This is a genomic window from Microthrixaceae bacterium (assembly GCA_016702505.1).
Lineage (GTDB): Bacteria > Actinomycetota > Acidimicrobiia > Acidimicrobiales > Iamiaceae > Aquihabitans.
The window spans coordinates 96,462-121,815 of record JADJDU010000014.1 but is presented as its reverse complement, the minus strand read 5'-3'; the positions used below and the strand labels follow the sequence as shown (position 1 = coordinate 121,815).

Genomic DNA, 25,354 nt, shown 5'->3' with positions numbered 1-25,354 from the left:
GGTCGGTCACCGCTGGGGGCCGAGCCACTCCAACCAGGTGCCGTGAGGGTGTTGATCACCGAGACGGTGTTCGACACCCTCACCACCGCGCCAGTCGATCCGCACGAGGGCGGTGGCTGTACCGTCGGGCCTACCATCGGGACGAGGCGGCACCCCCAGACCGGGCACCAACTCCGGCTGTTCGGAGTACACGAAGCTGAGGTCTCTCTCGGTCGCCAGCTCGCCCAACACCGCCATCAGGTCTCGTTGCCGATCGGGACCGATGTAGGAGAGCACCCACGTCGCCACCACCACCGGCAGGGAGCCGTCGGGGACCGAGCGCACTAGCTCGGCCAGGCCATCCACGGCGTCCCCGACGACCACCCGGGGTCGTCGACCGTGAGACAGGGCGATGGCGGTGCGGGCCCGATGGACGCGCTCGGGCTGGTCGGGCCACTGGCACGCCACCAGCCAGCGGGCCTGGGCCCGCTCACCGGGATCGACCGGGTGGAGGTCCAATCCGACCCGGTAGTCGATGACCGGCATCACCTCCGGAAGCGGTGGCGTGCACGGACCACGCAGCGCGCATGTGAGCACCAGCGGCGCGTTGGGGGCCAGCCACAACGCCTCGCCATCGGACTCGTCGGCGCTGAGCGCGTCACCGGTTCCGGGAACGACCCGAGACCGGGTGTAGCAGTACCCGTAGCGGTCGAGCAGCAGGTTGAGCCCGGCACTGGCGCCGATCTCCACCAGTCCGATTCCCCGGCCAGTGGTTCCAGCCCCCACCCCAGCCAGGGCGGCCAGCAGCGGGGCGCACCGACCGACCTCGTTGGTCTGGGTGGAACAGGTCCCGATTCGCTCGGCCACCACCTCGTGGTCGAGGGCGAGCGCCCGGAAGTGGGGCCAGGGGTCGTCTACCCCACGCCCCACCACCCATGGTTCGGGTGTGACCGACCCGTACCACCGTCGAATCGCCTCGGCATCGGGATGGTGATCACCAGCCAGCACCACATCGTGGACCGCTGCCAACAGCAGGTTCGGGATCCGTTGCGCGGGCCGGGGGGAGATCAGGAGCCGGGCCGCCACCTCTCGGTCGCCAGCAACTCCTTCGCAGAGCCGGCGATAAAGGGGAAGGTTACGGACCACGCCCTTCGCCCAGGTGTCGAAGCGAGCCGCCAACTCGTCGGCATTGGCGGGTTCGGCATCGACGGGTTCGGCTTCGCGTGGCACTCAGCCCGCGCCGTAGACCGAGGTCGGGGTGGGTGCCTCGGCCAGCAGTTCGAGCACGGCGTTGCCGACCTCGATCGGTTCCCAGCGAGCGCCCTTGTCGATCACGCGACCGTGGTTCCATCCGTCGGCAACCGACACCTTTCCGGCCTCGACCTCGAAAACCCGACCGGTGACACCGGCCGAGTCTGGCGATCCCAACCACACCACCAGCGGCGCCACGTTCTCGGGGGCCATCGGGTCGAAGGCATCCGGGTCATCGGGGGCGGCCATCGTCGAGGCGAAGACCTGCTCGGTCATGCGAGTCCGAGCCGCCGGCGCCAGGGCGTTGACCGTGATCCCATAGCGGCCCAACTCCGCGGCCTGAACCAGGGTGAGGGCGAGGATGCCGCCCTTGGCTGCCGAGTATGCGGCCTGACCCACCGAGCCCATCAACCCAGCCCCCGACGAGGTGTTGATGATCCTGGCGTCGACCGCCTCACCGGCCTTGGCCTTGTCTCGCCAGTAGGCAGCGGCGTGGCGCGACGTGGTGAAGTGACCCTTGAGGTGGACCTGCATTGTCAGGTCCCACTCGTCCTCGGTGGCGTTGGCGAACATGCGGTCGCGCACCACCCCGGCGTTGTTGACAACCACATGCAGATCACCGAAGGCATCGATCGCCGCCTTGACCAGGTTGGCGCCACCGTCCCAGGTGGAGATGTCGTCGCCGTTGGCGACGGCCTCACCGCCCATGGCCCTGATCTCCTCGACGACCTCGCCGGCCGGGCCCGTCGACCCACCCGACCCGTCCAGTTCGGCTCCGATGTCGTTTACCACCACCTTGGCTCCCTGCCGGGCGAACTCCAGGGCGTGACCCCGGCCGATGCCACGACCGGCTCCGGTGATTACGACAACGCGACCCTCACAGATCGAACCCATGGGACTCCTCTGACGGGCACCCGCCCGTGGGCGTGGTGCTGGTTCCTGACGATCCGTCAGATTAGCGTCTCGTCCCGTGGACCTCGGAGTGACGATCTTCCTGACCGACCGAACGATCGACCCAGCCGAGTTCGCTCGCGCGGTGGAGGACCGGGGCTTCTCGTCGATCTGGGTGCCCGAGCACACCCACATCCCCACCAGCCGCCGAACCCCCTCACCGATGGGTGAACCTCTGGCCGAGGAGTACAAGCGCACCCTTGACCCGTTCGTGGTCATGGGCATGATGAGCGCCGTCACCTCCCGGGTCCGGCTCGGCACCGGCATCGCGCTGCTGGCCGAGCGAGACCCCATTGTCACCGCCAAAGAGGTCGCCACCCTCGACCACTGCTCGGACGGCCGCATACACCTCGGCATCGGCTACGGATGGAACATCGAGGAGCTGGAAGACCACGGCGGATCCAAGGCCACCCGCCGGGCGGTGGTGCGCGAGCGGGTGTTGGCCATGCAGGCCCTTTGGGGTGACGAGGTCGCCGCCTTCGAGGGTGACCACGTCAAGCTGAGCCCGTCATGGGCGTGGCCCAAACCGCGCCAGACCGTCCGAGGCCGGCCCGGAGTACCGGTGCTGGTGGGCGGGGCGGCCGGACCCATCCTGTTCCGCCATATCGCCGAGTTCGCCGACGGTTGGATTCCGGTCGGTGGGGCTGGCGTCGCCGACGCCATGGCCGACCTCCACCGAGCCGCCCAAGACGTGGGAAGAGACCCCTCCGAGCTGACCGTCGTCCCCTTCGGCACGCTTCCGAACGCGGACAAGCTCGGCTACTACGAGTCACTCGGGATCCCCGAGGTGGTTCTGCGGGTCCCATCGGCCGAGCGAGACGAAGTCCTGCGCGTGCTCGACGACCACGCCCGCTTCCTCCCCTGACCGGTCGAGGACGTCACCGGTGCACGTGAGGCCGGAGGCCGCCGATCTCCGGGTCCGCAGTGACATGGCGAGCGGGGTGGATTCTCTGAACGCGGACACCACCACCGCCATAGCGCTGCACCACCTTCGGCGCTGACCTCGCCCCTCAGGGTTGGGTGGTGGGCGGCCCGTTGGCAGAGATGTTGGATGCGATCACCAGCACCGCTATCACCCACAGCACGATCAGACAGGTGGCGATGATGGCCAGGAGACGGCCAGCCCGGATGAACCCTGCATTGGAGTAGGTGTAGCCCGAGAACCGCACCTGGCTCATGGCCTTGTTGCCCATCGACCACGCCAGCGGCCCGATCAGCGGGCACACAACGATCGACAAGATCCCCAACACCAAGATGGTCGTGCCCTCGGGATGGGCCTTCACCTTGCGGACATAGGCGGGGGCCGCCACCCCCGCGTGGATGGGGGGACCGCCGGTGGGACGGGCCAACGGCGGTCGGTACATCTCCTCGGCGGGGACGTTGAAGGAGATCCCGTAGTCGGTGTAGCCGGGGTCGTCGCTGGGCTGTGGGCCCGGACCGGGGTTGCTCACGACCCGATGAATGGGCCCAGGCCGACCAGGCTCTCGTAGTCGCTCTCGATCGATGTGGTGGTTCCGAAGGTGATCATTGCGATCATGAAGAACACGAAGGCCACCAGGGACAAGATCATGAGCACAGACGCGATGATCCCGCAGATCCGACCGGCCTGGATGGTCCCCCGGTTCGAGTAGGCGATGCCACTGGCGTCGATCTCCTTCAACGCCTTGTTTCCCATGCTCCAGGCGAACGGGCCCAGGATCTGACAGAAGACCAAGCCCAAAACGCCCAACACCAGCACCGTGGTCCCTTGTGGGTGTTCGACCTGCTGGGTGTATCCGCCATACCCGGGCGGGGGCGCCTGGGGCTGCCAGCCGGGTGGAGGTGGGGGTTGGTCAGGGGTCCAGGACATCGCTTACCGCCTCTTCAGGGTCGGACCGGAGAGTATCGGCATCAGCCCAGCCGCTCGATGATGGTCACGTTGGCCTGGCCACCACCCTCGCACATGGTCTGGAGGCCGTAGCGGCCACCGGTCTTCTCGAGGTGGTTGAGCATGGTGGTCATGAGTCGGGCACCGGTGGCTCCCAGCGGATGACCCAGAGCGATGGCTCCACCGTTGGGGTTCACGGTCGCCATGTCTGGTTGCAGTTCCTTGGCCCAGGCCAGCACCACCGAGGCGAAAGCCTCGTTGATCTCCACGGCATCGATGTCGTCCATGGACATTCCGGTCTTTTCCAGTGCATAGCGCGTGGCAGGGATGGGTGCGCTCAGCATGAAGATGGGGTCGTCGCCCCGCACGCTCATGTGATGGATCCGGGCTCGGGGGGTGAGGTCGTGATCCTTCACGGCCTGCTCGGAGGCGATCAGGATCGATGCCGAAGCGTCGCTGATCTGGCTGGCCATGGCGGCGGTGATCCGTCCACCTTCGACCAAGGTGGGAAGGCTCCGGATCTTCTCCCAGTTGGGCTCGCGTGGCCCTTCGTCCCGGTCGAGTCCGTTCAGGGGGGTGATCTCACCGTCGAAGCGACCCTGAGCCTGAGCCGCGATCGCCCGCTCATGGGACTCGACCGCGAACTGCTCCATTTCGTCTCGGGAAATGCCCCACTTCTCGGCGATCAGCTCGGCCCCCCGGAACTGGCTGACCTCACCGGTTCCGTAACGCTCAACCCAGCCCGGCGACGTGCTGAACGGATCGGGGAAGCCCAGATCGGCGGCCAACGTCATGGCCGAGCTGATCGGGATCTGGCTCATCTGCTGCACGCCACCGGCGACCACCAGGTCGTTGACCCCCGCCATCACGGCCTGTGCCGCGAAGTGAACGGCCTGCTGAGCCGAGCCGCACTGACGGTCGACGGTGGTGCCCGGAACGTGCTCGGGGCCGCCGGCCACCAGCCAGCAAGTACGAGCGATGTCTCCGGCCTGGCCGCCAACCGAATCCACGTTGCCGAACACGACGTCTTCCACCGCGCCCGGGTCGATGCCGGTGCGGTCCAAGAGAGCTTTGATCGAAGCGGCCCCAAGGTCGGCGGGGTGGATGGTGCTCAAGGATCCCCCGCGACGCCCAACTGGGGTCCGTACTGCGTCGACGATGTAGGCCTCGGCCATGGTGAAGCTCCTGGGTGCAGGCGGAAGATGCCGAATCTAACGCCCCGTCAGAACACCGGCGAAGCCAACAGCCGGGCTTCAGTACATGATGTAGCCCTCACCGGCATCGGGGTTCTTGGGCAGTTCGGTCCCGAGCAGCTTGGCCAGGATCTTCATGGCCCGAGGCTCGCTGACCGTGCACTCGGTTCCGTCTTGGAGCGTGAGGATCGCCCACGGCGGGGTGGGTTCCTGGTTCACGTCGCATCGCATGATGCTGTCGGGGTTGATCCAGCTCTTCTCGCCGGCGTGCGTCGGATCGACCTGCACCCACATCTGTCTGCCTCCAGAACCTTGTCACCGCGCCCGCGGAACCGATAACTGAGGCTATCGGACGGTCTCAGATGCCGAGAGCCTCACCGACCCGGCGACGGTGCCAGGCCGCATCACCCCAGGCCCGGCTCAGGGCTTCGGCTCGCTTCAGATAGAGGTGCAGGTCGTATTCGACCGTGTAGCCGATGGCGCCAGAGCACTGAAGCGTCTGACGAACGGCGAGGCGAGCAGCATCGGAAGCGAGAGCCTTGGCCATTGAGACGTCACGGCTGGCCGTCGGTGATCCGTTCGCCATGGCCCACGCCGCTCCGTACACGGCAGGGGCGGCGAAGCGAAGTTGCATGGCCACGTCCGCCAAGTGGTGCTTGACCGCCTGTTGCGCACCGACCGGCGTGCCGAACTGGCGACGCTCGGCCACGTAGTCGACGGTCAGGTCGAGCATCCGCCGGCCCAGTCCGACGAGCTGGGCCGCCACCCCGAGCGCTCCCCGGTTGAAGGCACGTTCGGCGTCGAGGGTGGTCCCGAGTTCGCCTTCGGCCTGCCACGCCCCCAGGGCCACCACGCGGCGACCGGCGTCCATGGCGTCGGCTAGGTGGCGGCGGTGATCGGGATCGTCCCCCACCGCCACCCCGCCGGTGATCCGGCGGGCAACCCAGGGCCCGGAAGCCGAGGGATGGTGGTCCAGCGCTACCAGGTAGGTGACAGCATCACCCCACGGGACAAGCGAGGTGGTGAGCGGCACCACGCCGGCCTGACGGGTGCCGTCGATCAGTTCGGCAAGCACCCCATGGGGGTCACCGACCTGTCCCAGCAACGGGGCCACCACGGCGGCGGTCTCCACGAAGGGGTGGGGCAACGCCGCGTATCCGGTCTCCTCGGCCAGCAGCACCCAGTCCAGTTCGCCCAGACCGAGCCCGCCGTGCTTCTCGGCGACCGCAACTCCCAGGACACCCATCTCGGCCAGGTCGGACCACACCTTGGCCACCCGCTCGGCTTCGGCTCGGGCCCCTTCGCCCTTGCGGGCTCCGTGGGCATCGGCCTCTGATGGCCACGCGGCTCGGACCACCTCGGGTGCGCACTCGTTGGAGAGCAGATCCCTGACGGCGTCGCGGAACGCGATCTGATCGTCGGTGAAGGCAAAGCGCACGGTCGGTCCCTACTTCCTGGGCAAGCCGAGGACGCGCTCGGCCGCGATGTTGCGTTGGATCTCGTTGGTCCCGGCGTAGATGGGCCCGGAGAGAGCGAACTGCCAGCCCTTGGACCAGGTGCCGTCCAGTTCGGCTTCGGGACCCAAGATGTCCATGGCCGTCTCGTGCAGCTTGACGTCGAGCTCGGACCACCAAAGTTTCACGAAGCTGGACGCTGCCCCGGCCGAACGCCCCTCGGCATCGTCGGTGACGGTCTGTAGGGTTTGGAGCCGATAGGCCTCGGCCTCCATCCACCCTTGAACGACGCGGTCGCGCAGGCCGGGATCGAGCTGGTCGGCTCCGGCGCCGCCCGAACGCTCGCGGTACAGCGAGACCAAGCGGTCTGCGGTGGCACAGAATCGCCCGGGAGAGCGCAGCGTGAGGCCCCGCTCCGAGGAGGTGGTGGCCATGGCCACCGACCAACCCTGGCCCTCATCGCCCAGCACCACACCTCCGGGAATGGCGTCGTCGGGCAGAAAGGCATCCTCGAAGAAGACCTCTGCGAAGCCCTCGTCACCATCGAGGCGACCGAAGCCCCGCACCGTCACCCCGGCCAGATCGAGGGGCACCAACAGGTAGGTGAGGCCCTTGTGTCGTTCGCTGGCCGGATCCGTCCGAAACAGGCCGAACAGGTGGGTGCAGAAGGCTCCCCTGGTGGTCCACGTCTTCTGTCCGTTGAGCACCCAGCCGCCACGGGCGTCGTCTCTGATGGCCCGGCTGGTCAGCGAGGCCAGGTCCGAGCCGGCGTTGGGTTCGCTCCACCCCTGGCACCAAAGGTCGTCTCCGGCCGCCATGCGGGGCAGGATGTGGGCCTGTTGTTCGGCGGTTCCGAACTCGAAGACGGTGGGGGCCAACAGGAAGATGCCGTTCTGGGTGACCCGTTGAGGCCCTCCGGCGCGGTAGTACTCCTCCTCGAAGATGAGCCACTCCCAGCGGCTGGCCCCTCGCCCGCCCACCTCGGTGGGCCACGACACCGCGGCGTACCCGGCGTTGAACAGGGTCCGTTCCCAGTCCAGGTGCTGGGCGAAGCCCTCGTGGGTGTCGCCCGAGAGAATCCGGTCGTCGTGGCGGGTTCGCCAGGCGGAAAGTTCGGTCTCGAGCCAGGTTCGCACCTCGGTGCGGAACCGTTCCTCGTCGGCGCTCCAGGTCAGGTCCATACGTCGGCCGAGCGTATCTGACGCCTCGTCAGAACTGGGTAACGAGCTCAGGATCCGCAGGCGAGGCGAACCAGGGCAGCGCGGGCGTCGGCCTCGATGCGCTCCAACAACTCGGCGACGGTGGGTAGGTCGTCGATCAGGCCGGTGACCTGGCCGGTGGGCAGCACCCCCACCGTCGGGTCACCGTCCACCAGCGCCGTCTTGATCAGCATCGGCGCGTTGGCGGCCATGGCCAATTGCGGCCAGGTCAGGTCTTGGCTCTTGCGCATCGCCAAGCCCTCCTTCACCAGGTCCTTGAGCGACGTGCCCGTCTGCTTGCGGAACTCGAGGGCCTTCAGCGCCGCCTTGGGCAGGCGGGTGAAGATCGATGCCTTCTCCAGGCCGTCGATCAATTCGGTGCGGATCACCCGCTGGGGTGCCCCGTCGAGGGCGACGGTCACCACCGTGTCGAACACCGAGGCATCGGTGTAACGGCCCTTGATGCCATCGGGCACCCGGCTCTCTGCGGTCAACAAGAAGCGGGTTCCCATCGCCACGCCGTCGGCACCGTAGGCCAGGGCCGCGACCAGCCCTCGCCCCGAGTGGAAACCACCGGCACCCAGCACCGGGATGTCATCGCCAACGGCTTCGACCACCTGCGGCAACAGCAGCGATGTGGGGACCTCACCGGTGTGTCCTCCACCCTCGCCTCCTTGGGCGATCACCGCGTCGACGCCCCACTCCAACATCTTCTCGGCGTGACGGCGGGCCCCCACCGTAGGCATCACCAACGCACCCGCGTCATGGATGCGGGCAATGGCGTCCTTGGTGGGAGCACCGGCGAAGGAGAACACCTTCACCCCCTGGTCAGCGGCCCAGGCGATCCTCTCGGTCAGGTCGGGCTGGCCAGCGCGCAGGTTCACCCCGAAAGGCCCGTCGGAGGTCTCGCTCACCTTGGTCACTGCGGCACGGAACTCAGCGGAGGTCATTGTGATGGACGCCAAGATCCCGAGCCCACCGGCGGCCACGGTGGCGGCGGTGAGGTTGGCCCCCGACACCCATCCCATCCCGGTCTGAACGATCGGGAGGCGGCAGCCGACCAGGTCGCAGAAGCGAGTGCGCAGCGGATCCGGGCCAGCGGTTTCTGATGGGGCGTCAGACATGCATCGCAGCGTAGGAGCCGGAGTCCGCTGTCATGAAGGGCGCCGTCGCCCTCCTAGGGCTCCAGATCAGAAGTGGAGGCCGAACAGCAGGTCGTTGCCCGGGCTGCGGCTGGCCCCGAAGTCGCTGTACAGCTTGACCGCTTCGCGGTTCGACTCCGAGGTGATCACGAAGCCGCGGTCGATGCCCATCTTGCGGGCCTCGCCGGCGATGCCTTCGAGTAGGAGCGGGCCGACGCCCTCCTTGCGATGGTCGATGTCGACGCCCAACTCATAAACGCACAGGTGCTCGAGCTTGGTGTGGCGCCGATACAACACGCAGCCGTAGACGAACCCGGCGATGTGGTTGGTGGACATGTCGATGGCCACCACGCAAAGCGTGCGAGGGTCGTTGACGAACTTGGACGCCTCCTCACTTCCGAGCGGGGGCAACCAGTCCTGCTCGCTGCCGTCGCCGAAACGAGCGTTGCCGCGAGCCAGGGTCCCCAGTACCCATTCATCTCCGGAGCGGAGTCGGTGCATTCGATAGCGATCACTAACCACGGTTTGCTCCTATGTCAAGCGGCGGCCGCGAGCAAGTCGGCGGGTGCCGTTTGGGCGGGTTGGGCGTCGGCGAGCAAGGCTCGGTAGACGACGTCGGAGAGACGTCGTTTGAGGGCTCGGAGCGCTTCGGTCTTGGTGTTGTGGTGATCGGTCAGGCGCCGGTCGATGTAGGCAATGGCGTCGTCGTGACAGCGGGCCTGAGTGATCGCGATGCGGTGGATGGCCGCGTTGAGTTGGCGGTTCCCGGTGCGAGACAGGCGGTGGCGTTCGCGGTTGCCGGACCAGACGGGCAGGGGTGCGGTGCCGTTGTGGCGGGCGTACGCGCCCTTGTGCTGAACCGGCGAACGTCTGCGGTCTCCGCGACGATCTTGGCGGCGGTGAGCGCGCCGACCCCGGCGAGGGCGAGCAGGGTCGGGGCGAGCTTGTTGACGATGCCGGTGATCGCGTTCGAGGGCGCGTTCGCGCCGGTCAGGTGCCGGGCGTGCTCGACGATCTCGGCTGCGATGCGAGCAACCGGACCATCGAAACTCGTCAGCCGGGCAGCGATCGCGTCGAGGTTCTTGTAGGACGTGAGCGATCGAGCGGGCGGATCCCAGGGCGCGTCGAGCTCGTGGAGATGCCAGCGAAGCCTGTTGAGGCAACGGGTCCGCTCCGCCACCAGGTCCTCGCGGTGGTCGACCAGCAGTCGCAGTTCCCGGGCAGGACCATCGAGCTGCGCAACGGGAAGATCCGGGTTGCGCAACGCGGCGTGAGCGACGGCGAGCGCGTCGATCGGGTCAGACTTGCCGTAGGTGCGGGCTGCGTCGCGAGCGTGGGCCATCAACCTGGGTGGCACCCGAACGATCCGCTCGCCCGCGGCGAGCATGTCCGACTCGAGACGGCGAGAGGTGCCGGCAGTCTTCGACCGCCCACTGCCGTTCGGGGCCGAACCGGTCAGCCCACCGGATGATCTCAGGTGGTCGTCGCTGGTCGTTGCGGTCGTGGTCTTGGTGCCGAGCTGGCATCCGACGTCGTCGACCGCGACGACGGTATGGGTGCGCTTGTGCGCATCGATTCCGAGGGTGATCATGGGGCTCTGGTCGCCTTTCACGTTGGTGATCCGGACCAGAACCGGTCGGTGGGCACACCTCAGTGGGGCGATGCCACGCTCCTATCAAGCCACGCCGGCCGGTTCTGCGCGCCCGGGAGCCGGCACAAAGCATGCTGCCCACGAAGGACACCGAGCGTAGGAGCCAAGCTCCCGGGCAGAGACCAGAGTGACACTGAGGCGAGCGTAGGCCAGACGACCCGTCCTCGCGGGCCAACCGCACCCCCAAGGCCCACGTCGTGATGGGTGAGCCGTGATCGACCGGCGGTAGCTTCGCCGTCGTGGATCCCTTCGATGGCCCCCGCCCCCGGTGGGGCTGGTTGGCAATCGCCGCGCTGGGCAGCCTGATCACATTGGCCACCGTCGTCGGCGGGCTGTGGGCACTGGCCATCACGGTGGACAGCGGCACCGGGTCACCGTTCCAGGTGCTGGTGGGCGTGGCGGGAGCAAGCCTGTTCTGGGGGTGGATGACCGGCGGCGCCTGGCGCCGGGCACGGGACCCCGAACCCGACCCGCTGGAGCCTTCTCCCCTACCCCGCCGCGCCGCCTTCGTGGCCGCCAACGTGGTCCTGGCGGTGATGGTGACCGCTCTGGTGGCCTTCGGGCTCTGGTTCGAGATCACCTCGGCCCAGGATCGGGCCCGTATCGACCAGCTGCGGACCCGTATCGAGGTCGCAGCCCGTCGAGCCGACCTGACCGTCGAGAAGGTGGACCATCTGCGTCAGGAAAGGCAGTTCTGGATGATGGCGGTGACTTCAGGACGTGAGGACGCCGCTGATCCGATCAAAGCGGTGTTGGCTGTGGACGGGGCCGCCGTGGCCGACATCGCGGTGGAGGATGGTCGTGCCGCGATCCTCTTCGTGCCCGATGCCGGACCTCCCTGTGTGAGGCTCGACATCGATGAGCTCGACATCATCACCACCAGCCAGGTCACCCGCTGCTGACCGCAGAGGACCACCGATGACCGCGACAACCCCGGACCGCTCAGACGGGGTCGGGCACCTCACGGTGTCGAGTTCCGGCCGGGTCGATGACCTCATCGAGCAACCTCAGCTCGCCTGGGGTCGGCAACCGTGAGGTGGGAACGTCGTCAGGGATGACCAGGCTGAACCCGGTGGCCGCCACCACCTCGTCGACGGTGACGCCGGGGTGGAGAGACCGCAACCGCATCGAATGATCCGGGCTCTCGAAGTCGAACACCGCCAGGTTGGACACCACCCTCCTGATCTCGTGGAATCGAGCGGCCTCAGCGCCGAGCTGACCAGCGCGGTCGTATCCAACGCCGGTGACCACATCGACCGCCTCCACGAACACCTTCGGGCCCTGGGCTGGCACCCAGTACGAGGTGACGTCGTTGATGGTGTTGCCGGGCGCACCCCGAAAACCGAGGAGCTGAGTCTTGGGACGGGTCGGTGTACCGCCCAACGCGGCGATGTTCTGGTTGCCGTACCGGTCGACCTGGGTGGCGCCCATCATCACGTGACGACGGCCGCTCCACACCACGTCGAACATTCGGCGGTAGGGGTTCCAGGTCTCATAGACACGGTCACCTCGGGCTGGCACCGCCTCGTCGTTGGCGATCAGCGCCGCTTCGCCGTCGGTCATCATCAGGTCTGGTTCCCAGGTGGCGCGAGCTAGCCGTCCGCCGATCATCGGGATGGTGCCGATGGGGTTGGCCAGGATCTCGCCATCGCCTCGGAAACAGTCGGCTACCGCTACCGCGCACACGTCAGCGCGCTTGACCAGAGTCGAAAGGTCGGTGGTGGTCACGAGCGGGCCTCCTCGGCCGGGCGGGCGGCAAGGGCGGCCTGGTAGGCCGCCTCGTCTGGGAATGAAAGCCAGTCCGAGCGGAACGACGCCCACATCTCGGGGTCCTTGGCGGTGGCGAGGTACTCCTTCTGGAATGCCTCGTCACGCACTCGGTCAGGGTCACACGACGTGGGGTGGCATCCGTTGGGAGCCTCCACCACGCCATCCACGAACATCCGACTGACCCGGAGCCTGGTGACGTCGCCCGCGGCTTCCACCAGGTCGGAAGTGGACACGACCTTCTCCACCGAGATGAATCGCCCGCCATCGGCAGCGGCTTCGAGCATCAAGTCGTCGAAGTAGAGATCGGGACCGGTGAAGGCGGCGTTGCCGCGGGTGTCACCCACGTTCAGGTGGCACAGCGCGGCATCCAGCTCGATCGCCGGTTGGGCGATCAGCTCCTCCCCGTCACCACCACCGGGTCCGGGGTAGGGGGATCGAACCGTCTTCAGACCAGGGTTGACAAGGTTGAGGTCAGAACCGAGCCCGACGCGGGTGGGCAGGAACGGGACCCGCCACGCCGCGGCCTGAAGCCCCAGCAGCAGCATCCCCTCGTCGAGTTCGGTGCACTCGACGGACCCGGACTGGCGAGCAGCACGGAAGTGCGGTTCGAGCACAGCGGCCGGGCCGATGTCTGGGGCCACGAAGGCAAAGGTGAGGTGGGCCACCTTGCCCGCAGCGCACAACATGCCCACCTCAGGTCCGCCGAAGGTGACCAGGTGCAGGTCGGACAGGTCGCTACGCAGGATGGCCCGTACCAGCGACATGGGCTTGCGGCGGCTTCCCCATCCACCGATCCCGATGGTCATGCCCGACCGCAGTCGGCCGACAACCTCGTTCTCGTCGAGGCGCTTGTCTCGCGGAGCCGGCCAGTTCTCGTCGGCGGTCGTGTCGTTCACAGGTCGGTCGCTCATTTGGTCACGTCGGTTTCGCGCTTGGCCACGAAGGCATCCCGGTGTTCGTCGGCAACACCAGACAGGTTCAGTTCGAAGGTGAAGCCCTGCTCGAAGCGGTAGCTCCGCTTCACGTCCCACAGGTCTATGCCGTTCAGCGATTCCTTAGCGGCACGAATGACGGTGGGTGATTTGGCTGCTATCTGGCCAGCCACCTCGAACGCTGCGTCTCGCAGCTCGGACTGGGGCACGACCCGTAACACCGAGCCGAAGGCGTGTAGCTCCTGGGCAGTGGCGGTGGCCGAGGTGTACACCATCGCCCTCATCTTGTGTTGGGGAACCAACCGGCTCAAATGGGTGGCGGCACCGAGGGCGCCCCGGTCCACCTCGGGTAGCCCGAAGGTGGCGTCATCGGCGGCCACGATCACGTCGGCGTTGCCGATCAGACCGATGCCACCTCCAACGCAGAACCCGTTGACGGCGGCGATGACGGGAACCTTGCACTCATAGACGGCAGCGAAGGCCTCGTAACATCCCCGGTTGGCCCCGATCAGGGCGTTGAACCCTTCGGTGGCCTGCATTTCCTTGATGTCTACGCCGGCGTTGAAGCCTCTCCCCTCGGCTCGCAACACGACCACTCGGACCGCCTGATCATCTCCCAGGCGACGGATGACGTGGGCCAGTTCAAACCAGCCTGCGACGTTGAGGGCGTTGACGGGCGGGTTGTCCATCACCACTTCGGCGATGCCCTGCTCGTCGACGTGCGACGTGATCCCCATTGGGCTCCAGACTTTCTGATAGGTCGTCAGATTCCGCGGCCACCGTAGCCCAGGCCGAACGCAGCCAACCCTTCGGCCGGGTCCTGTACCGACCTACACCCTCCGGTACGGTGCGCGTCCATGACGATCGAGATCGACCTATCGGGACGGGTGGCGCTGGTGACCGGCGGGACCCGCGGCGTGGGTCGTGGAATAACCCAACGGCTCCTCGATGCGGGGGCCACCGTGGTCATCTGCGGCCGTTCCGCACCCGACCCCACTTCCCTGCCAATCGGGGTGACCTTCGTGCCCGTCGACGTGACCGACCACGCCTCGGTCAACACCCTGGTCGACGGAATCGTGGAGGACCACGGGCACCTCGATGTGGCCGTGAACAACGCTGGCGGAAGCCCAGGCACCGATGCCGCCACCGCATCGCCGCGCTTCAGCGACAAGATCCTGGCCCTCAACCTGACCTCTGCCCTTCACGTGGCCCAGGCCGCCAACCGGGTCATGCAGACCAACGCCTCGGGCGGATCAATCGTCAACGTCACCAGCCTCTCGGGCATGCGCCCATCGCCGGGAACCGCCGTGTACGGCGCGGCCAAGGCAGGCCTGATCAACCTCACCACCAGCCTCGCCATGGAGTGGGCACCGACCGTCAGGATCAACTGCGTGTCGGCGGGAATGGTCCGTACCGAGATGTTCGAGGACTACTACGGCGGCCCCGAAGGAGCAGCCGCAGTTGCCTCCACCGTTCCTTTGGGGCGGGTGGCCACCCCCACCGACGTGGGCAACGCGGTGGTCTGGCTGGCCAGCGACCTGGCCTCCTACGTCACCGGGGCGAACCTGGTCGTCCACGGCGGTGGCGAGCATTTGAAGTTCTTCGATCACCAGGTCGGCTGATCATCCGATTCCGCACGTGGCGCCTCGGAGTGGTCCGGTCGGCTGTCCCCTTACCTCCCACTCGACGAAACCCGATGCACGCCTAGGCCTTTCGACCTATCCTGGCCCGATGGCGGTCGAAAGTCACACCCACCACCCTCACCACCGGTCGACCGAACCGAGGTCGACGAGACCCAACCTCCCCAGGTTCCGGCTCTACGTCCCACCCCCAACGCTGGGCCCATCCTCTACTGCTCGAGGCCGGTCCGCTCCGGTTAGCTCAGTCGTCGGGGACCGCGAGATCCCCGAGGTCCCCAAGGTCGCCGTCGAGGTCCCCGAGGTCGTGATCGACCTGGCCCGCATCGAGCGGGAGGGGTGGGACCACATCGACCACCCGGACCATTCCCGCCATTCACTCCACGCTCGGATCAACGGGCGCCGACGGCGTCGCTCCCGCTTGGCCCGCGTGGTCCGACCGACTGGAACGATCCCACGCGTCAGCTACCGGGCCCGGGGGGCCGAAGCGCTTCGCCGGCTCGGTAGAGCAACGGCCACATCCACGCTGTCGCGGTCCGAGTTGAGGATCGCCACCACCGCCGCTCTGTTGGTGGTGTTGGCGGTGGCATCCCTGGCAGTACGGTCCTACGTGGTTCCTCCCCACCGCTTCGTGGCCACCATGGGTCCGTTGCGCAACGACCAGCGGGTGCTGGACCAGATGGCGATCGACGTCGCCGACGCGCTCGTGGCCGGACGGATTGTGGGCGCCGCCGAGCGAGCTGAGATCGAGCGGTCGTCGCAGCGGCTGGTGGCTGGCCCCGATGCCGACCGAGCTTGGGATCAACTGCTGGTTAGCGCCTCGGGCTCAGGGCCCGGGCCCGAGGGTCCAATCGATGCCCGTACGTCGAACGTGGCCGAGCGCTACACCACCCAGCTTCGCCACATGGTGAGCCTGGCCCGCAACGCCGCCCTGGTCACCCCGGTGCTTGCCCTCGCCGGTCTGGGTTGGGCCGTGACCCGGTCACGTCACCGCCTGCGTCTAGTCACCGCCATCAGCACGATCACGGTGGTCGGCGCGGTCTTGGTGGCCATGGTGGCACCGCTGCTCCTCCGCTCCACCGCGTTGGTGGTCGCCCAGGGCTCGATGCTGCCCCTGACCCAGGCCGCCGGCGAACAACTGGAGGGACCTGTTCGGCGGTGGCTGCTGGCCCTGGCCACCGGCGGGATCATGGCCGCCATGGCCTTTCGGGCGCTGACGCTCCACAAGCACCGCCCTGTGGGGGTGGGTACCCGCCATCGGTCCTCACGCCAGCACCGGCCCGGCCACCACCGCCACGACCATGCCAGCCACCGGCCCCACGGGGCCCGACCTCAGCCGACAGGCAGCCAATGACGGGCCGCAGCCACCAGGGCTGAACGCCCCACGTCCAGAGTGGGCTGGGGCACCGGGGCAAACCGGGGTGAATGGTTGCTTGGCAGCGAAGCCACCTTCTCCACGAACTGGCGGACGGTGGTCAGACCTTCGAACAGGGCGGGATCGGCCCCGCCCAGCAACCAGTAGACGCACGGAGATCCGGCCGCCGTGGCGAACAGACCCACATCCTCACTCCCCGACACCGCACCCGGGTCCAGCACCAGGGCTCCGATCGATTCGAGGGCGGGCCTGGTCGCCTCGCATGCGGCCGGGTCGTTGACGACGGCATCTCCGCTCTCGGTGATGACGATCTCGGGGTCTCTGGGCGCCCCCGCCGTTGCCGCCTCTCCCTTGACGATGCGTTCCACGGCGGCGAGGACGCGCGCCCGAACATCGTCTTGGTAGGTGCGGATGCTCAGATCCATCCGGGCCTGATCGGGGATGATGTTCGACTTCGTGCCGGCCTCGAGCCTTCCCACCGTCACCACCGCGGTCTGGGCCGGATCGACCTCACGGGACACGACCGTCTGCAACCGCATGACCGTGGAGGCCGCCATCACCACCGGGTCGACCGTGGTGTGAGGACTCGAGCCGTGCCCACCGCTCCCGTGCATGGTGATGCGCAGGCCGTCCACCGCTGCGAAGGCCGGGCCGGTGTGCAGCCCGATGGTGCCGGCGGGTATGGGGGCGACGTGTTGGCCGAGCACCACCGATGGCGTGCCGTATCGCTCGTAGAGACCGTCGTCGAGCATGGCCCGCGCTCCGAGGATCAGCTCTTCGGCCGGCTGGAACACCGCCAGCAGGGTGCCCGCCCAGGTATCACGGCTAGTGGCCAGCTCGGCGCAGGCCGCCAAAAGGCATGTGACGTGGACGTCGTGGCCGCAGGCGTGGGCGACGCCTTCGACGGTGCTGGAATAGGCGAGCCCGGTGTCCTCGGTGACAGGCAGGGCATCCATGTCGGCCCGAACCAGCACCGTCGGTCCGTCACCGTTGCGCATCACACCGACCACGCCGGTCCGGCCGACGCCGGTCTCCACCTCAAAACCCGACTCTCGAAGCGAATCGGCCACGATCCCCGCGGTGCGGTTCTCCTCGAAGCTCAGCTCGGGGTGACGGTGAAGGTCCTCATACAGCGCGGCCCAGTCAGGAGTGATCGACATGGTGGCGAGCCTACGTTCAGGTATAGACGCTGGCGACCGAAAGGGCCACGATCAACAAGACCACGACTAGCACCAGGATCAGCGCAGGTCCGGCCGGATGTTGTGGACGCTCGGCCTCCAGTGGGGGCCTGGCCCGGCGGGCACGGTTCTGGTCTGGTGTCATCGTGACTCTCCACGGGCCAAGGCAGCCGAGTCCCACAGCGAGCGAACGTCGGCCAGGGATCGGAACAGGTCGTTCAGGTGGGTGCACGTCGACGTGCCGGTCAGGTCGTCTCGGACCCGGGTTCGCAGATCATCCACTCGCAGGCCGACCAGGCGTTCGGCGCTGGCTGCCGCCGATGGGCATTCGGGAGCGGGAAGTGGGCCCGGGGTGGCGGTGGCGGCCGTGATCAGCCACGTCGAGGGGTCGATCCGGGCGGTGAAGCCGTACTCGTGCACCACCGTCTCTCCTACATCGTCAGGCTCGCCGTAGGTGTCACGAAAGCGGACTTCGACCCGCAACGGGGCTGAAGCGGTCCGGCCGTCGGTGCCCACGCCCCGCCACAGGTCGATCAGGCGGCGGCGACGCATCGACTCGGGAGCCAAGGGCTCGGTAGCCTGCCAGGCCATTAGGTCGGGAGAGCCATCGGGGCCGCAGTTGAGATCGGGCGCGGGAGGTCCCCAACCCAGCAGGGGTATCCCGGTTTCGACAACTGCTCTGACCATGGCCCCGTCGGGCGCCCACCCGGCACAGATCCCCACCGGAAGGGTGCGGGGACGAGATCGAGGGCTAGATGGCGTTCCGCCGGCGGCACTGCCACCAGCGGCGCTGCCACCAGCGGCGCTTCCCCCGACGGGCAACGCCGATGCCAGGTTGCTCAACAGGCCGGCGCGCACCAGCACCGAGCCTGCGATCAGCGCCGCCGGCGGTGTGTCATCGAGGAGCAGGTGAACCAAGGACCCACCCACAACCAGATCGGGAGCGGTTTCGGCCAAGGCCCGCCGGAATCCCGAACCGGCCCTTACCCCGATCAGGCCGTCGAGGTGGTGATGATCACCGCCAGCGTCTCGGTCCATCACCGACTGGGCCGCCACTGCGGTGATGGCGCGATCGGGTCCGGCGGCCACGGTCACCGATGTAGCCGCCGCACCGATCAGGTAGGGCTCACCATCTATGCCGGTGGCGAGGTCTCGCCCGTTGCCCCCGATGACGAGAGGTCCGGCGAGACCATCGGGCCGAACCATGTCGACGATGGTGGTGCGCCGGACCGATCCTCGTCTCCGTCTCGGTGATCCGTGGACGGGCGGTTCGGTTCCCGGCCAGCGGCGTTCGTCGTCGGTGGGCACCAGACCGTTCTAGCGGACCGGCCGGTATCTGCCACCTTGCCCGGCGGCTTGCCCTCTTGTGGTCCAACCAGGGATCTGACGTACCATCAGAAACTCGCCCCCGAACGGTTCGGGAGCCACCGTCACCTACGGGAGCCGGCATGACCACCAGGATGCGCGTACCCGCGCTGGGCGCCGAGGGATGGTTCACCCCCGACGCTCAGGAGCCAACCCTCCTCGGCCAGCAGTGCGCCAGCTGTGGCACCTACGCATTTCCCAAGGCCGACTACGGGTGCCCCAACCCGGCCTGCACCGGGACCGTCTTCGACGAGGTCCCGCTGTCACGCCACGGCACGGTTTGGAGCTACACCGACGCCCGGTACCAGCCCCCGCCGCCGTACGTGGTCCCCACCGACGAGCACGTTCCGTTCGCCATCGCCGCTGTCCACCTCGAGCACGAGGGAATCGTGGTGATGGGGCAGGTCGTGCCCGGCGTAGCCGTGGAAGACCTCCGGGTGGGCACGCCCGTCGAGTTGGTCGTGGACGTGTTGTTCAGCGACGAGGACACCGATCACCTGATCTGGAAGTGGAAGCCGGTTTCGGACCCGGCCGCGACCGCCGAGGAGAGCAACTGATGAGCGCCAACGACATCGCCGTACTGGGCGTGGGCATGCACCCATGGGGCAAGTGGGGCCGGAACTTCGTGGAGTACGGCGTGGCCGCGGCCCGAGACGCCATCCGAGATGCCGGCATCGACTGGGCCGACGTCCAGTTCGTATCCGGGGCCGACACCATGCGCAACGGCTACCCCGGCTACGTGGCGGGGGCCACCTTCGCCCAAGCCCTCGGTTGGACCGGAGCCCGGGTGGCTTCCAGCTACGCCGCCTGCGCTTCGGGGGTCACCGCCATCGAGGCGGCCAGGACCCGGATCCTGGCCGGTCTTTGCGACGTCGCCTTGGTGGTGGGTGCCGACACGACACCCAAGGGGTTCCTGGCCCCCAACGCCGGCGACCGACCCACCGACCCCGACTGGCTGCGGTTCCGCCTCATCGGGGCCACCAACCCGACCTACTTCGCCCTGGCTGCCAGGCGCCGAATGGACCTCTACGGGGCCACCAGCGCCGACTTCGCCCGGGTGAAGGTCAAGAACGCCAGCAACGGCCTGACCAACCCGAACGCGCGCTACCAAAAGGCGGTGACGGTGGAAGAGGTTCTGGCCAGCCCGGTGGTGGCCGATCCCCTCCACCTGTTGGAGATCTGCGCCACCTCCGACGGCGGCGCCGCCATCGTGTTGTCGTCGATGGAGTTCGCTCAACGACATGCCGCGTCGGCCGGTAACCAGGTTCGCATCGCGGCCGTTTCCACGGTCACCCCGACCTATCCCAACACCGTCATCGACCTCCCCGACATGGCCACCGACTCCACCGCGGTCGTCCCGGCACCGGCGCGCCCGTTCAAGGAATCGATCGCCCACGCCGCCTACGAGGAGGCCGGTGTCGGCCCCGACGACCTGTCGCTGGCCGAGGTCTACGACCTGTCCACCGCATTGGAGCTGGACTGGTACGAAGACATCGGCCTATGCCCCAGGGGTGAGGCCGAGCGCCTGCTCAACGACGGCGACACCTCCCTGGGCGGGCGCATCCCGGTCAACCCCAGCGGGGGCCTGGCCTGCTTCGGCGAGGCGGTCCCGGCTCAGGCCATCGCCCAGGTGTGCGAGGTCACCTGGCAGCTACGCGGTCAGGCCACTGGCCGTCAGGTCGAAGGCGCGACCGCGGGCATCACCGCCAACCAAGGACTCTTCGGTCACGGTTCCGCGGTTCTCCTCACCCGCTGAACAACGCTCGATCCGAACGCCCGCTCAGTTGGTTCGATCCGGGACCTTGCGCTCGGGATGGTCGACGTGGATGTGGGTCTGAAGCTCCGTCACCAGGGCGAAGCGAAGCTCACAGAACGGGCACTGGTGAACCTCGGTCATGGGTCCATCCTCGCGCCACGATCGACGACCCACAACGCACGGGTTCCGCCCTATGCCAGGTAGCGGCTGAGGCTCTCCACCACGCACACCGGCTTGTCGGAGCCTTCACGCTCCACGGTGATCACCATGGTGGTGTCTATCCCACCGTTCACGTCGACCACCTCGGTCAACTCCACCCCGGCCCGTAGGCGAGAGCCCACCGGCACCGGCGCCGGGAACCGCACCTTCCCCGTGCCCCGGTTCACCCCCATGGACACGCCTTGGACATCGACGACCTGAGGTAGGAAGAGGTTGGTGAGCGACAGCGTCAGGTAGCCGTGGGCGATCGGGCCACCGAAGGGCGACTCGGCTCGGGCCCGTTCCACGTCGACGTGGATCCATTGATTGTCGCCGGTGGCCTCGGTGAAGGTGTTCACCTGGTCTTGGGTCACGGTCACCCAGTCGCTGTAGCCGAGGTGCCTACCCACCGCGGCCCTCACCTCGTCGACTCCGTTGAAGGTGGTCACGGCCATCAGATCACGCCCTCTGTGAGCTGACCGGCACCACTTCACCGGTCATGTAACTGGAGTAGTCACTGGCCAAGAAGACCATCACGTTGGCAACCTCCCAAGGTTCGGCGTAGCGCCCGAACGCCTCCCGCTTGGTGAGCTCGTCCAGCAGTTCATCGGTGGTGACCTTGGCCAGGAACGGATGCATGGCCAAGCTCGGTGCGACGGCGTTGATGCGAACGCCGTGGGGTGCGGCCTCCACCGCGGCGCAGCGGGTGAGGGCCATGACCCCGGCCTTGGCCGCGGCGTAGTGGGCCTGCTCGGTCTGCGCTCGCCACCCCAGGACCGAAGCGTTGTTGACCATGACCCCTCCCTGGCCGCGCTCGATCATGTGGCGCAGGACAGCACGGGTACAACGAAACGTCCCGTTGAGGGTGACGTCGAGCACGGTGTTCCACTGGTCGTCGGTCATGTCGACCAGCAGCGACGATCCACCCAGACCGGCGTTGTTGATCATCACGTCGATACCACCGAGACCATCCACCGCGGCCCCGACCAAGGCCTGAACGTGGTCCTCGTCGGTGACGTTGCAGACCTGGGTGAGCGGACGAGTACCGGTCTCGGTGTCCAAGCGGTCTGCGGTCTCCTCAAGGCGTCGCTCGTGGAAGTCCGAGATGAGCACCGAGGCACCCTCCTCTATGGCTCGCCGGGCCACGGCCGAGCCGATGCCGGTTCCGGCAGCGGCGGTGACAACGACGGTCTTGCCCGCGAGCAGGCCGTGACCGGGAACGTAGGGGGGAACAGTGGTCACGGTCATCCCTTCGGGGCAGGTTTGGGTTCGCCGGGCAGTCCGAGTGCCCGCTCTCCGATGATGTTGCGCTGGATCTCGTTGGAGCCGGCGTAGATCGTGTCCGAGCGGGTGAACAAGAACAGCCGCTGCAGGGCTGTGAGCTCGTAGCCCTCGCCGTGGCAATCCTCGGGAGCAACGTCCTGCTCGGCCAGCAATGCTTCGGCACCCAACACGTCCATGGCCAACTCGCCGAGGTCACGGTGCCAGTTCGACCAGTACAGCTTGGTGATCATGGCCTCCCGGGGTAGGTCTGCACCCTCGGCCTGAGACAGGACACGCAGGGTGTTCCACCGCATCACCTCCAAGCCAGCGTGGGCCGCGGCCAGACGCTGACGGATAATGGGGTCGTCGATCCTCCCGTTGCGGCGTGCCTCGCCAACGATGGTGTCCAGCTCGTTGCGGAAGCTGAGCTGTTGACCCAGCGTCGAGGCTCCCCGTTCGAAGGCCAGGGTGCCCATGGCCACCTTCCAGCCGTTGTTGACCCCACCGACCACGTCGACGGCCAGCGCCCGCGCCCCTTCGAAGAACACCTCGTTGAACTCCGAGGTGCCCGTGACCTGGCGGATGGGTCGGATCTCCACGCCGTCTTGGTGGAGGGGCATTAGGAAGTAGGTGATCCCACGGTGCTTGGGGGTGGCATCACGGTCGGTGCGGGCCAGGACGAACACCCAGTCCGACCAATGAGCCAGAGAGGTCCAAACCTTCTGGCCGGTGATCAGCCAATCTTCCCCATCGGGCTCGGCCCTGGTGGCCACGTTGGCCAGGTCCGAGCCGGCGTTGGGTTCGCTGTAGCCCTGGGCCCAAAGCGAGGTCCCGGCCACGATGCCGGGCAGAAACCGGGCCTGCTGGTCGGCGGTGCCGAAGGCCATGATCGTGGGACCGGCCAGGCCTTCACCGATGTGGCCGAGGCGCCCCGGGCCTCCGGCCCTGGCGTACTCCTCGTACCAGATCACCTGTTGGTGAAGGCTGAGCCCCCGGCCCCCGTGTTCGGTGGGCCACCCGACGCAGGTCCAGCCGTTGGCGCCCAGGTGCTTCTCCCACGCCAGACGTTCCTCGAACAAGGCATGCTCGTCGCCTGGTCCGCCTCTGCCTCTCACCCCGGCAAAATCGCCGTCGAGCTGCTCGGTCAGCCACCTCCGGGCTTCGGCCCGGAATTCCTCGTCCTCATCGGAGAACCGCAGATCCATTCCCGGGAGCGTAACGCCCACCTGACGGAGCGTCAGAAACGGCCGGCCTCGATGTCGATCCAGAAGGCGCGAGCCCGACTCCGTCGAGCGTCGTCGTAGTCCGCCCACTTGGACGTGGGCAGTACAGCCTGGTCTACCTCCACGAACCCCTTGCGCTCGAACAGGGCCGCTGCCGGTTCCGCCACCGTGACCGCGAACACCGCACTCAGTCCGAGACCTCCGGCCCGAGCGAGGAGCTCGTCGATGAGCGCACCTCCGGCTCCGGAACCGGAGAACCGGCTGACGGTGTACAGGCCCGCCACCTCCCCCACGTTGTCTTCTCGGTAGGCGTCGGTCTCGAGCCCCACCACGCCGGCCAGGTGTCCGCTCCCGACCACCTTGGCCCCGATCCCGGTGGCAGCAAGACGGGCCACCTCCAGCCGCGTTCTCGGACGCAGCAGCCCATCGGCGGTGCCCTGAGCCACCAGGTCCTCTACCGCGGCCAGATCATCGATCCGCAGCGGCGCAACCGCCACGTAACCACCGCTGGTGAAGAGCGTTCCAGTTCCGTCGAAGGTGAACAGCTCACGCTCCAGGTCCGCTGCCCGACAGAGGTTGACGCTGCTCACCCCTCCGGAAAGAGCCACCTCGAGCGCCTCCACCACCATGCCGTCCTGACGTTCGCCCAGTTGGGCTCGATACGCGTCACGATGGGTGCTTACATCGGCGAAGCTCCGCGGTGGGCGACCCCAGCCACCAGCCGGGTCGGTGATCACCAGCTTCAGTGCCCGTAGTGAGGCGGCCACGTGGGCTGCCACCAACGGGCACCGGGCGCGACGTGTTCGCACGGTCACCACCGCGGAGTCGGCGACCGCCAACCAGAGCGAGGCCAGTCCAGCCGGGTCGAGCTCCTCAGAGGGCAGCCACACCTCGGCCGACCCTACGATCGACTCAGGGATCGATCCAGGGATGGACTCGGTGGTCGAGGGGCGCGGCTCAAGGTCATCTACCCCCTCCACCAGCACCAGACGGGCGCCCCCCTCGTCGAGGGAACCGGCTACGGCCTCGACCACCTCAGGCGTCAGCCAATGGCGGTGGGGCAGCGACACAACGATCGTGCCCCCGGCGAACTCGGCTACATAGAACGCCCGCTCGGTTTCGGGGACCTCGACGATGTCGGACACGGCGCCAGTCTGACCGAAGCACACCTCCGCTCACATGCCCGTAACGGGCCATCGACCAAGAACAACAGCGGCGCCACCGTTACTGTCTGAGACGATGAGCTCCGCCAGCACCAACCAGATCGCATTTCGCCTCGCCGCCTTGGCGTTCTCTGCCCTGCTTCTAGGTGGATGTGGGGACGGCGGGGATGCCACCAAGGTCGAAGACGGCGCCACCTCCACGACCGCTGCCACCGGGGACACCCCCGACCTGAGCGACGCGGAGTGGACGGACCTCACCGACAAGGACGTGGTGACGGTCCAGGCGCGAGACAACATCTTCGTGAAGCCCTACATCGAGGTGAGGGCTGGCACCACCGTCACCTTCAATAACAGGGGACGCAACCAACACAACGTCTTGGCCGTCCCCGAGGATCGATTCGAGTCGATCGAAGCCGAAGAGCTCGAACCGGGCATGAAGCAGGAAGTCACCTTCACCGCCCCCGGCGACTACCCGTACTACTGCTCTCTGCACGGCACCGCGACCAAGGGCATGGTCGGCGCCATCCGGGTGGTCGAGTAGCGCTCAGGACCCGAGCGGATTGGGTCCAGTCGTCGTCGCTGCGAGGGCAATCAGAGCGAGGTTTCGCCTCTGTTGAGCCATGCCGTGCCCAGGTGCCCCGGGTCCTCCATGTGACCACCATTGGTGTTCGGCTGTCTGACGAGCTTTGGCAACAGGACCGGGCGGGGGTTCGGGGGCAGAGCCCTTTGTGGCGGAGCCCCCGACCTGCGGAGATCGGCTTTGCCGGTCGTAGCAGCGAAGGCGTCGGCCGTCAGGCCGGCGACCGA

At 67.6% G+C, this 25,354-nt stretch carries 27 protein-coding genes and 1 pseudogene; 7 read left to right on the top strand and 21 right to left on the bottom strand.

Annotation, left to right across the window (positions count from 1 at the left end; translation table 11 throughout):
- Positions 1–6 precede the first annotated feature (6 nt).
- Complete coding sequence (locus IPG97_14770) at positions 7–1,209, bottom strand: DUF2332 domain-containing protein (GenBank protein MBK6857763.1); 1,203 nt, start codon at positions 1,207–1,209, stop codon at positions 7–9.
- Entirely contained in the window at positions 1,210–2,124 is a 915-nt protein-coding gene (locus IPG97_14765) for an SDR family oxidoreductase (GenBank protein ID MBK6857762.1), read from the bottom strand.
- A gap of 76 nt (positions 2,125–2,200) precedes the next feature.
- On the opposite strand from IPG97_14765, the gene IPG97_14760 reads away from it, so the two are divergent.
- Positions 2,201–3,046, top strand: coding sequence for a TIGR03619 family F420-dependent LLM class oxidoreductase (locus tag IPG97_14760; GenBank protein MBK6857761.1), 846 nt, complete (start codon positions 2,201–2,203; stop codon positions 3,044–3,046).
- Between the two features lie 145 nt (positions 3,047–3,191).
- Here IPG97_14760 and IPG97_14755 read toward each other — a convergent pair whose 3' ends face one another.
- The 9 genes and pseudogenes from IPG97_14755 to IPG97_14715 form a co-directional block, all read right to left on the bottom strand.
- Positions 3,192–3,632 carry a hypothetical protein gene (locus IPG97_14755; GenBank protein MBK6857760.1) on the bottom strand — a complete coding sequence of 147 codons (441 nt, stop codon included), beginning with the start codon at positions 3,630–3,632 and terminating at the stop codon, positions 3,192–3,194.
- Positions 3,629–4,030, bottom strand: coding sequence for a DUF4190 domain-containing protein (locus IPG97_14750; GenBank protein MBK6857759.1), 402 nt, complete (start codon positions 4,028–4,030; stop codon positions 3,629–3,631). Before IPG97_14750 ends, IPG97_14755 begins: the two co-directional genes overlap by 4 nt.
- Positions 4,031–4,071: 41 nt before the next feature.
- The gene (locus IPG97_14745) at positions 4,072–5,223 is read right to left on the bottom strand and encodes an acetyl-CoA C-acetyltransferase (GenBank protein MBK6857758.1); all 1,152 of its coding nucleotides are present in this window, start codon (positions 5,221–5,223) and stop codon (positions 4,072–4,074) included.
- A 78-nt stretch (positions 5,224–5,301) separates the two neighbouring features.
- Complete coding sequence (locus tag IPG97_14740; protein MBK6857757.1) at positions 5,302–5,535, bottom strand: hypothetical protein; 234 nt, start codon at positions 5,533–5,535, stop codon at positions 5,302–5,304.
- 64 nt (positions 5,536–5,599) lie between these two features.
- Positions 5,600–6,679 (bottom strand): acyl-CoA dehydrogenase family protein, encoded by a 1,080-nt coding sequence (locus IPG97_14735; protein ID MBK6857756.1) that lies wholly within the window; start codon positions 6,677–6,679, stop codon positions 5,600–5,602.
- A 9-nt stretch (positions 6,680–6,688) separates the two neighbouring features.
- Entirely contained in the window at positions 6,689–7,876 is a 1,188-nt protein-coding gene (locus IPG97_14730) for an acyl-CoA dehydrogenase family protein (protein ID MBK6857755.1), read from the bottom strand.
- 47 nt (positions 7,877–7,923) lie between these two features.
- Positions 7,924–9,018, bottom strand: coding sequence for a nitronate monooxygenase (locus tag IPG97_14725; GenBank protein MBK6857754.1), 1,095 nt, complete (start codon positions 9,016–9,018; stop codon positions 7,924–7,926).
- A 66-nt stretch (positions 9,019–9,084) separates the two neighbouring features.
- Positions 9,085–9,558, bottom strand: coding sequence for a GNAT family N-acetyltransferase (locus IPG97_14720; protein ID MBK6857753.1), 474 nt, complete (start codon positions 9,556–9,558; stop codon positions 9,085–9,087).
- A 14-nt stretch (positions 9,559–9,572) separates the two neighbouring features.
- Positions 9,573–10,627, bottom strand: a pseudogene (locus IPG97_14715) (IS110 family transposase).
- A 299-nt stretch (positions 10,628–10,926) separates the two neighbouring features.
- On the opposite strand from IPG97_14715, the gene IPG97_14710 reads away from it, so the two are divergent.
- Positions 10,927–11,589, top strand: coding sequence for a hypothetical protein (locus IPG97_14710; protein MBK6857752.1), 663 nt, complete (start codon positions 10,927–10,929; stop codon positions 11,587–11,589).
- Between the two features lie 40 nt (positions 11,590–11,629).
- Here IPG97_14710 and IPG97_14705 read toward each other — a convergent pair whose 3' ends face one another.
- The 3 genes from IPG97_14705 to IPG97_14695 are packed head-to-tail and all read right to left on the bottom strand — an operon-like array spanning position 11,630 to position 14,126.
- Positions 11,630–12,415 (bottom strand): CoA-transferase, encoded by a 786-nt coding sequence (locus tag IPG97_14705; protein ID MBK6857751.1) that lies wholly within the window; start codon positions 12,413–12,415, stop codon positions 11,630–11,632.
- Entirely contained in the window at positions 12,412–13,368 is a 957-nt protein-coding gene (locus IPG97_14700) for a CoA transferase subunit A (GenBank protein MBK6857750.1), read from the bottom strand. The genes IPG97_14705 and IPG97_14700 overlap by 4 nt, the downstream gene beginning before the upstream one ends.
- A complete protein-coding gene (locus tag IPG97_14695) occupies positions 13,365–14,126 on the bottom strand; it encodes an enoyl-CoA hydratase family protein (protein ID MBK6857749.1) in 762 nt (253 codons plus the stop codon). The genes IPG97_14700 and IPG97_14695 overlap by 4 nt, the downstream gene beginning before the upstream one ends.
- 120 nt (positions 14,127–14,246) lie before the next feature.
- Here IPG97_14695 and IPG97_14690 point away from each other — a divergent pair, with 120 nt between their 5' ends.
- Positions 14,247–15,011 carry an SDR family oxidoreductase gene (locus IPG97_14690; GenBank protein ID MBK6857748.1) on the top strand — a complete coding sequence of 255 codons (765 nt, stop codon included), beginning with the start codon at positions 14,247–14,249 and terminating at the stop codon, positions 15,009–15,011.
- Between the two features lie 109 nt (positions 15,012–15,120).
- Entirely contained in the window at positions 15,121–16,380 is a 1,260-nt protein-coding gene (locus IPG97_14685) for a hypothetical protein (protein ID MBK6857747.1), read from the top strand.
- Here the strand turns inward: IPG97_14685 and IPG97_14680 are convergent.
- Genes IPG97_14680 through IPG97_14670 form a run of 3 tightly spaced genes read right to left on the bottom strand, consistent with a single transcriptional unit; the run spans position 16,359 to position 18,887 of the window.
- The gene (locus tag IPG97_14680; protein ID MBK6857746.1) at positions 16,359–17,561 is read right to left on the bottom strand and encodes an amidohydrolase; all 1,203 of its coding nucleotides are present in this window, start codon (positions 17,559–17,561) and stop codon (positions 16,359–16,361) included. The genes IPG97_14685 and IPG97_14680 overlap by 22 nt on opposite strands.
- A 16-nt stretch (positions 17,562–17,577) precedes the next feature.
- Positions 17,578–17,724: a hypothetical protein gene (locus tag IPG97_14675; protein ID MBK6857745.1), complete on the bottom strand. Its 147-nt coding sequence runs from the start codon at positions 17,722–17,724 to the stop codon at positions 17,578–17,580.
- The gene (locus IPG97_14670; protein MBK6857744.1) at positions 17,721–18,887 is read right to left on the bottom strand and encodes a DUF2889 domain-containing protein; all 1,167 of its coding nucleotides are present in this window, start codon (positions 18,885–18,887) and stop codon (positions 17,721–17,723) included. Before IPG97_14670 ends, IPG97_14675 begins: the two co-directional genes overlap by 4 nt.
- Positions 18,888–19,027: 140 nt before the next feature.
- On the opposite strand from IPG97_14670, the gene IPG97_14665 reads away from it, so the two are divergent.
- Both IPG97_14665 and IPG97_14660 read left to right on the top strand, forming a co-directional pair.
- Entirely contained in the window at positions 19,028–19,501 is a 474-nt protein-coding gene (locus tag IPG97_14665) for an OB-fold domain-containing protein (GenBank protein MBK6857743.1), read from the top strand.
- Positions 19,501–20,700: a lipid-transfer protein gene (locus IPG97_14660; protein ID MBK6857742.1), complete on the top strand. Its 1,200-nt coding sequence runs from the start codon at positions 19,501–19,503 to the stop codon at positions 20,698–20,700. The genes IPG97_14665 and IPG97_14660 overlap by 1 nt, the downstream gene beginning before the upstream one ends.
- 191 nt (positions 20,701–20,891) lie before the next feature.
- On the opposite strand, the gene IPG97_14655 is transcribed toward IPG97_14660, so the two are convergent.
- Genes IPG97_14655 through IPG97_14640 form a run of 4 tightly spaced genes read right to left on the bottom strand, consistent with a single transcriptional unit; the run spans position 20,892 to position 24,529 of the window.
- Positions 20,892–21,353, bottom strand: a complete 462-nt coding sequence (locus tag IPG97_14655) for a MaoC family dehydratase (GenBank protein ID MBK6857741.1) — start codon at positions 21,351–21,353, stop codon at positions 20,892–20,894.
- Between the two features lie 4 nt (positions 21,354–21,357).
- Positions 21,358–22,146, bottom strand: a complete 789-nt coding sequence (locus IPG97_14650) for an SDR family oxidoreductase (GenBank protein ID MBK6857740.1) — start codon at positions 22,144–22,146, stop codon at positions 21,358–21,360.
- The gene (locus IPG97_14645) at positions 22,143–23,366 is read right to left on the bottom strand and encodes an acyl-CoA dehydrogenase family protein (GenBank protein ID MBK6857739.1); all 1,224 of its coding nucleotides are present in this window, start codon (positions 23,364–23,366) and stop codon (positions 22,143–22,145) included. Before IPG97_14645 ends, IPG97_14650 begins: the two co-directional genes overlap by 4 nt.
- Positions 23,367–23,398: 32 nt before the next feature.
- The gene (locus tag IPG97_14640) at positions 23,399–24,529 is read right to left on the bottom strand and encodes a GNAT family N-acetyltransferase (protein MBK6857738.1); all 1,131 of its coding nucleotides are present in this window, start codon (positions 24,527–24,529) and stop codon (positions 23,399–23,401) included.
- A 94-nt stretch (positions 24,530–24,623) separates the two neighbouring features.
- Between IPG97_14640 and IPG97_14635 the strand changes: the two genes are divergently transcribed.
- Positions 24,624–25,088 carry a cupredoxin domain-containing protein gene (locus IPG97_14635; protein ID MBK6857737.1) on the top strand — a complete coding sequence of 155 codons (465 nt, stop codon included), beginning with the start codon at positions 24,624–24,626 and terminating at the stop codon, positions 25,086–25,088.
- Positions 25,089–25,354: the final 266 nt, after the last annotated feature.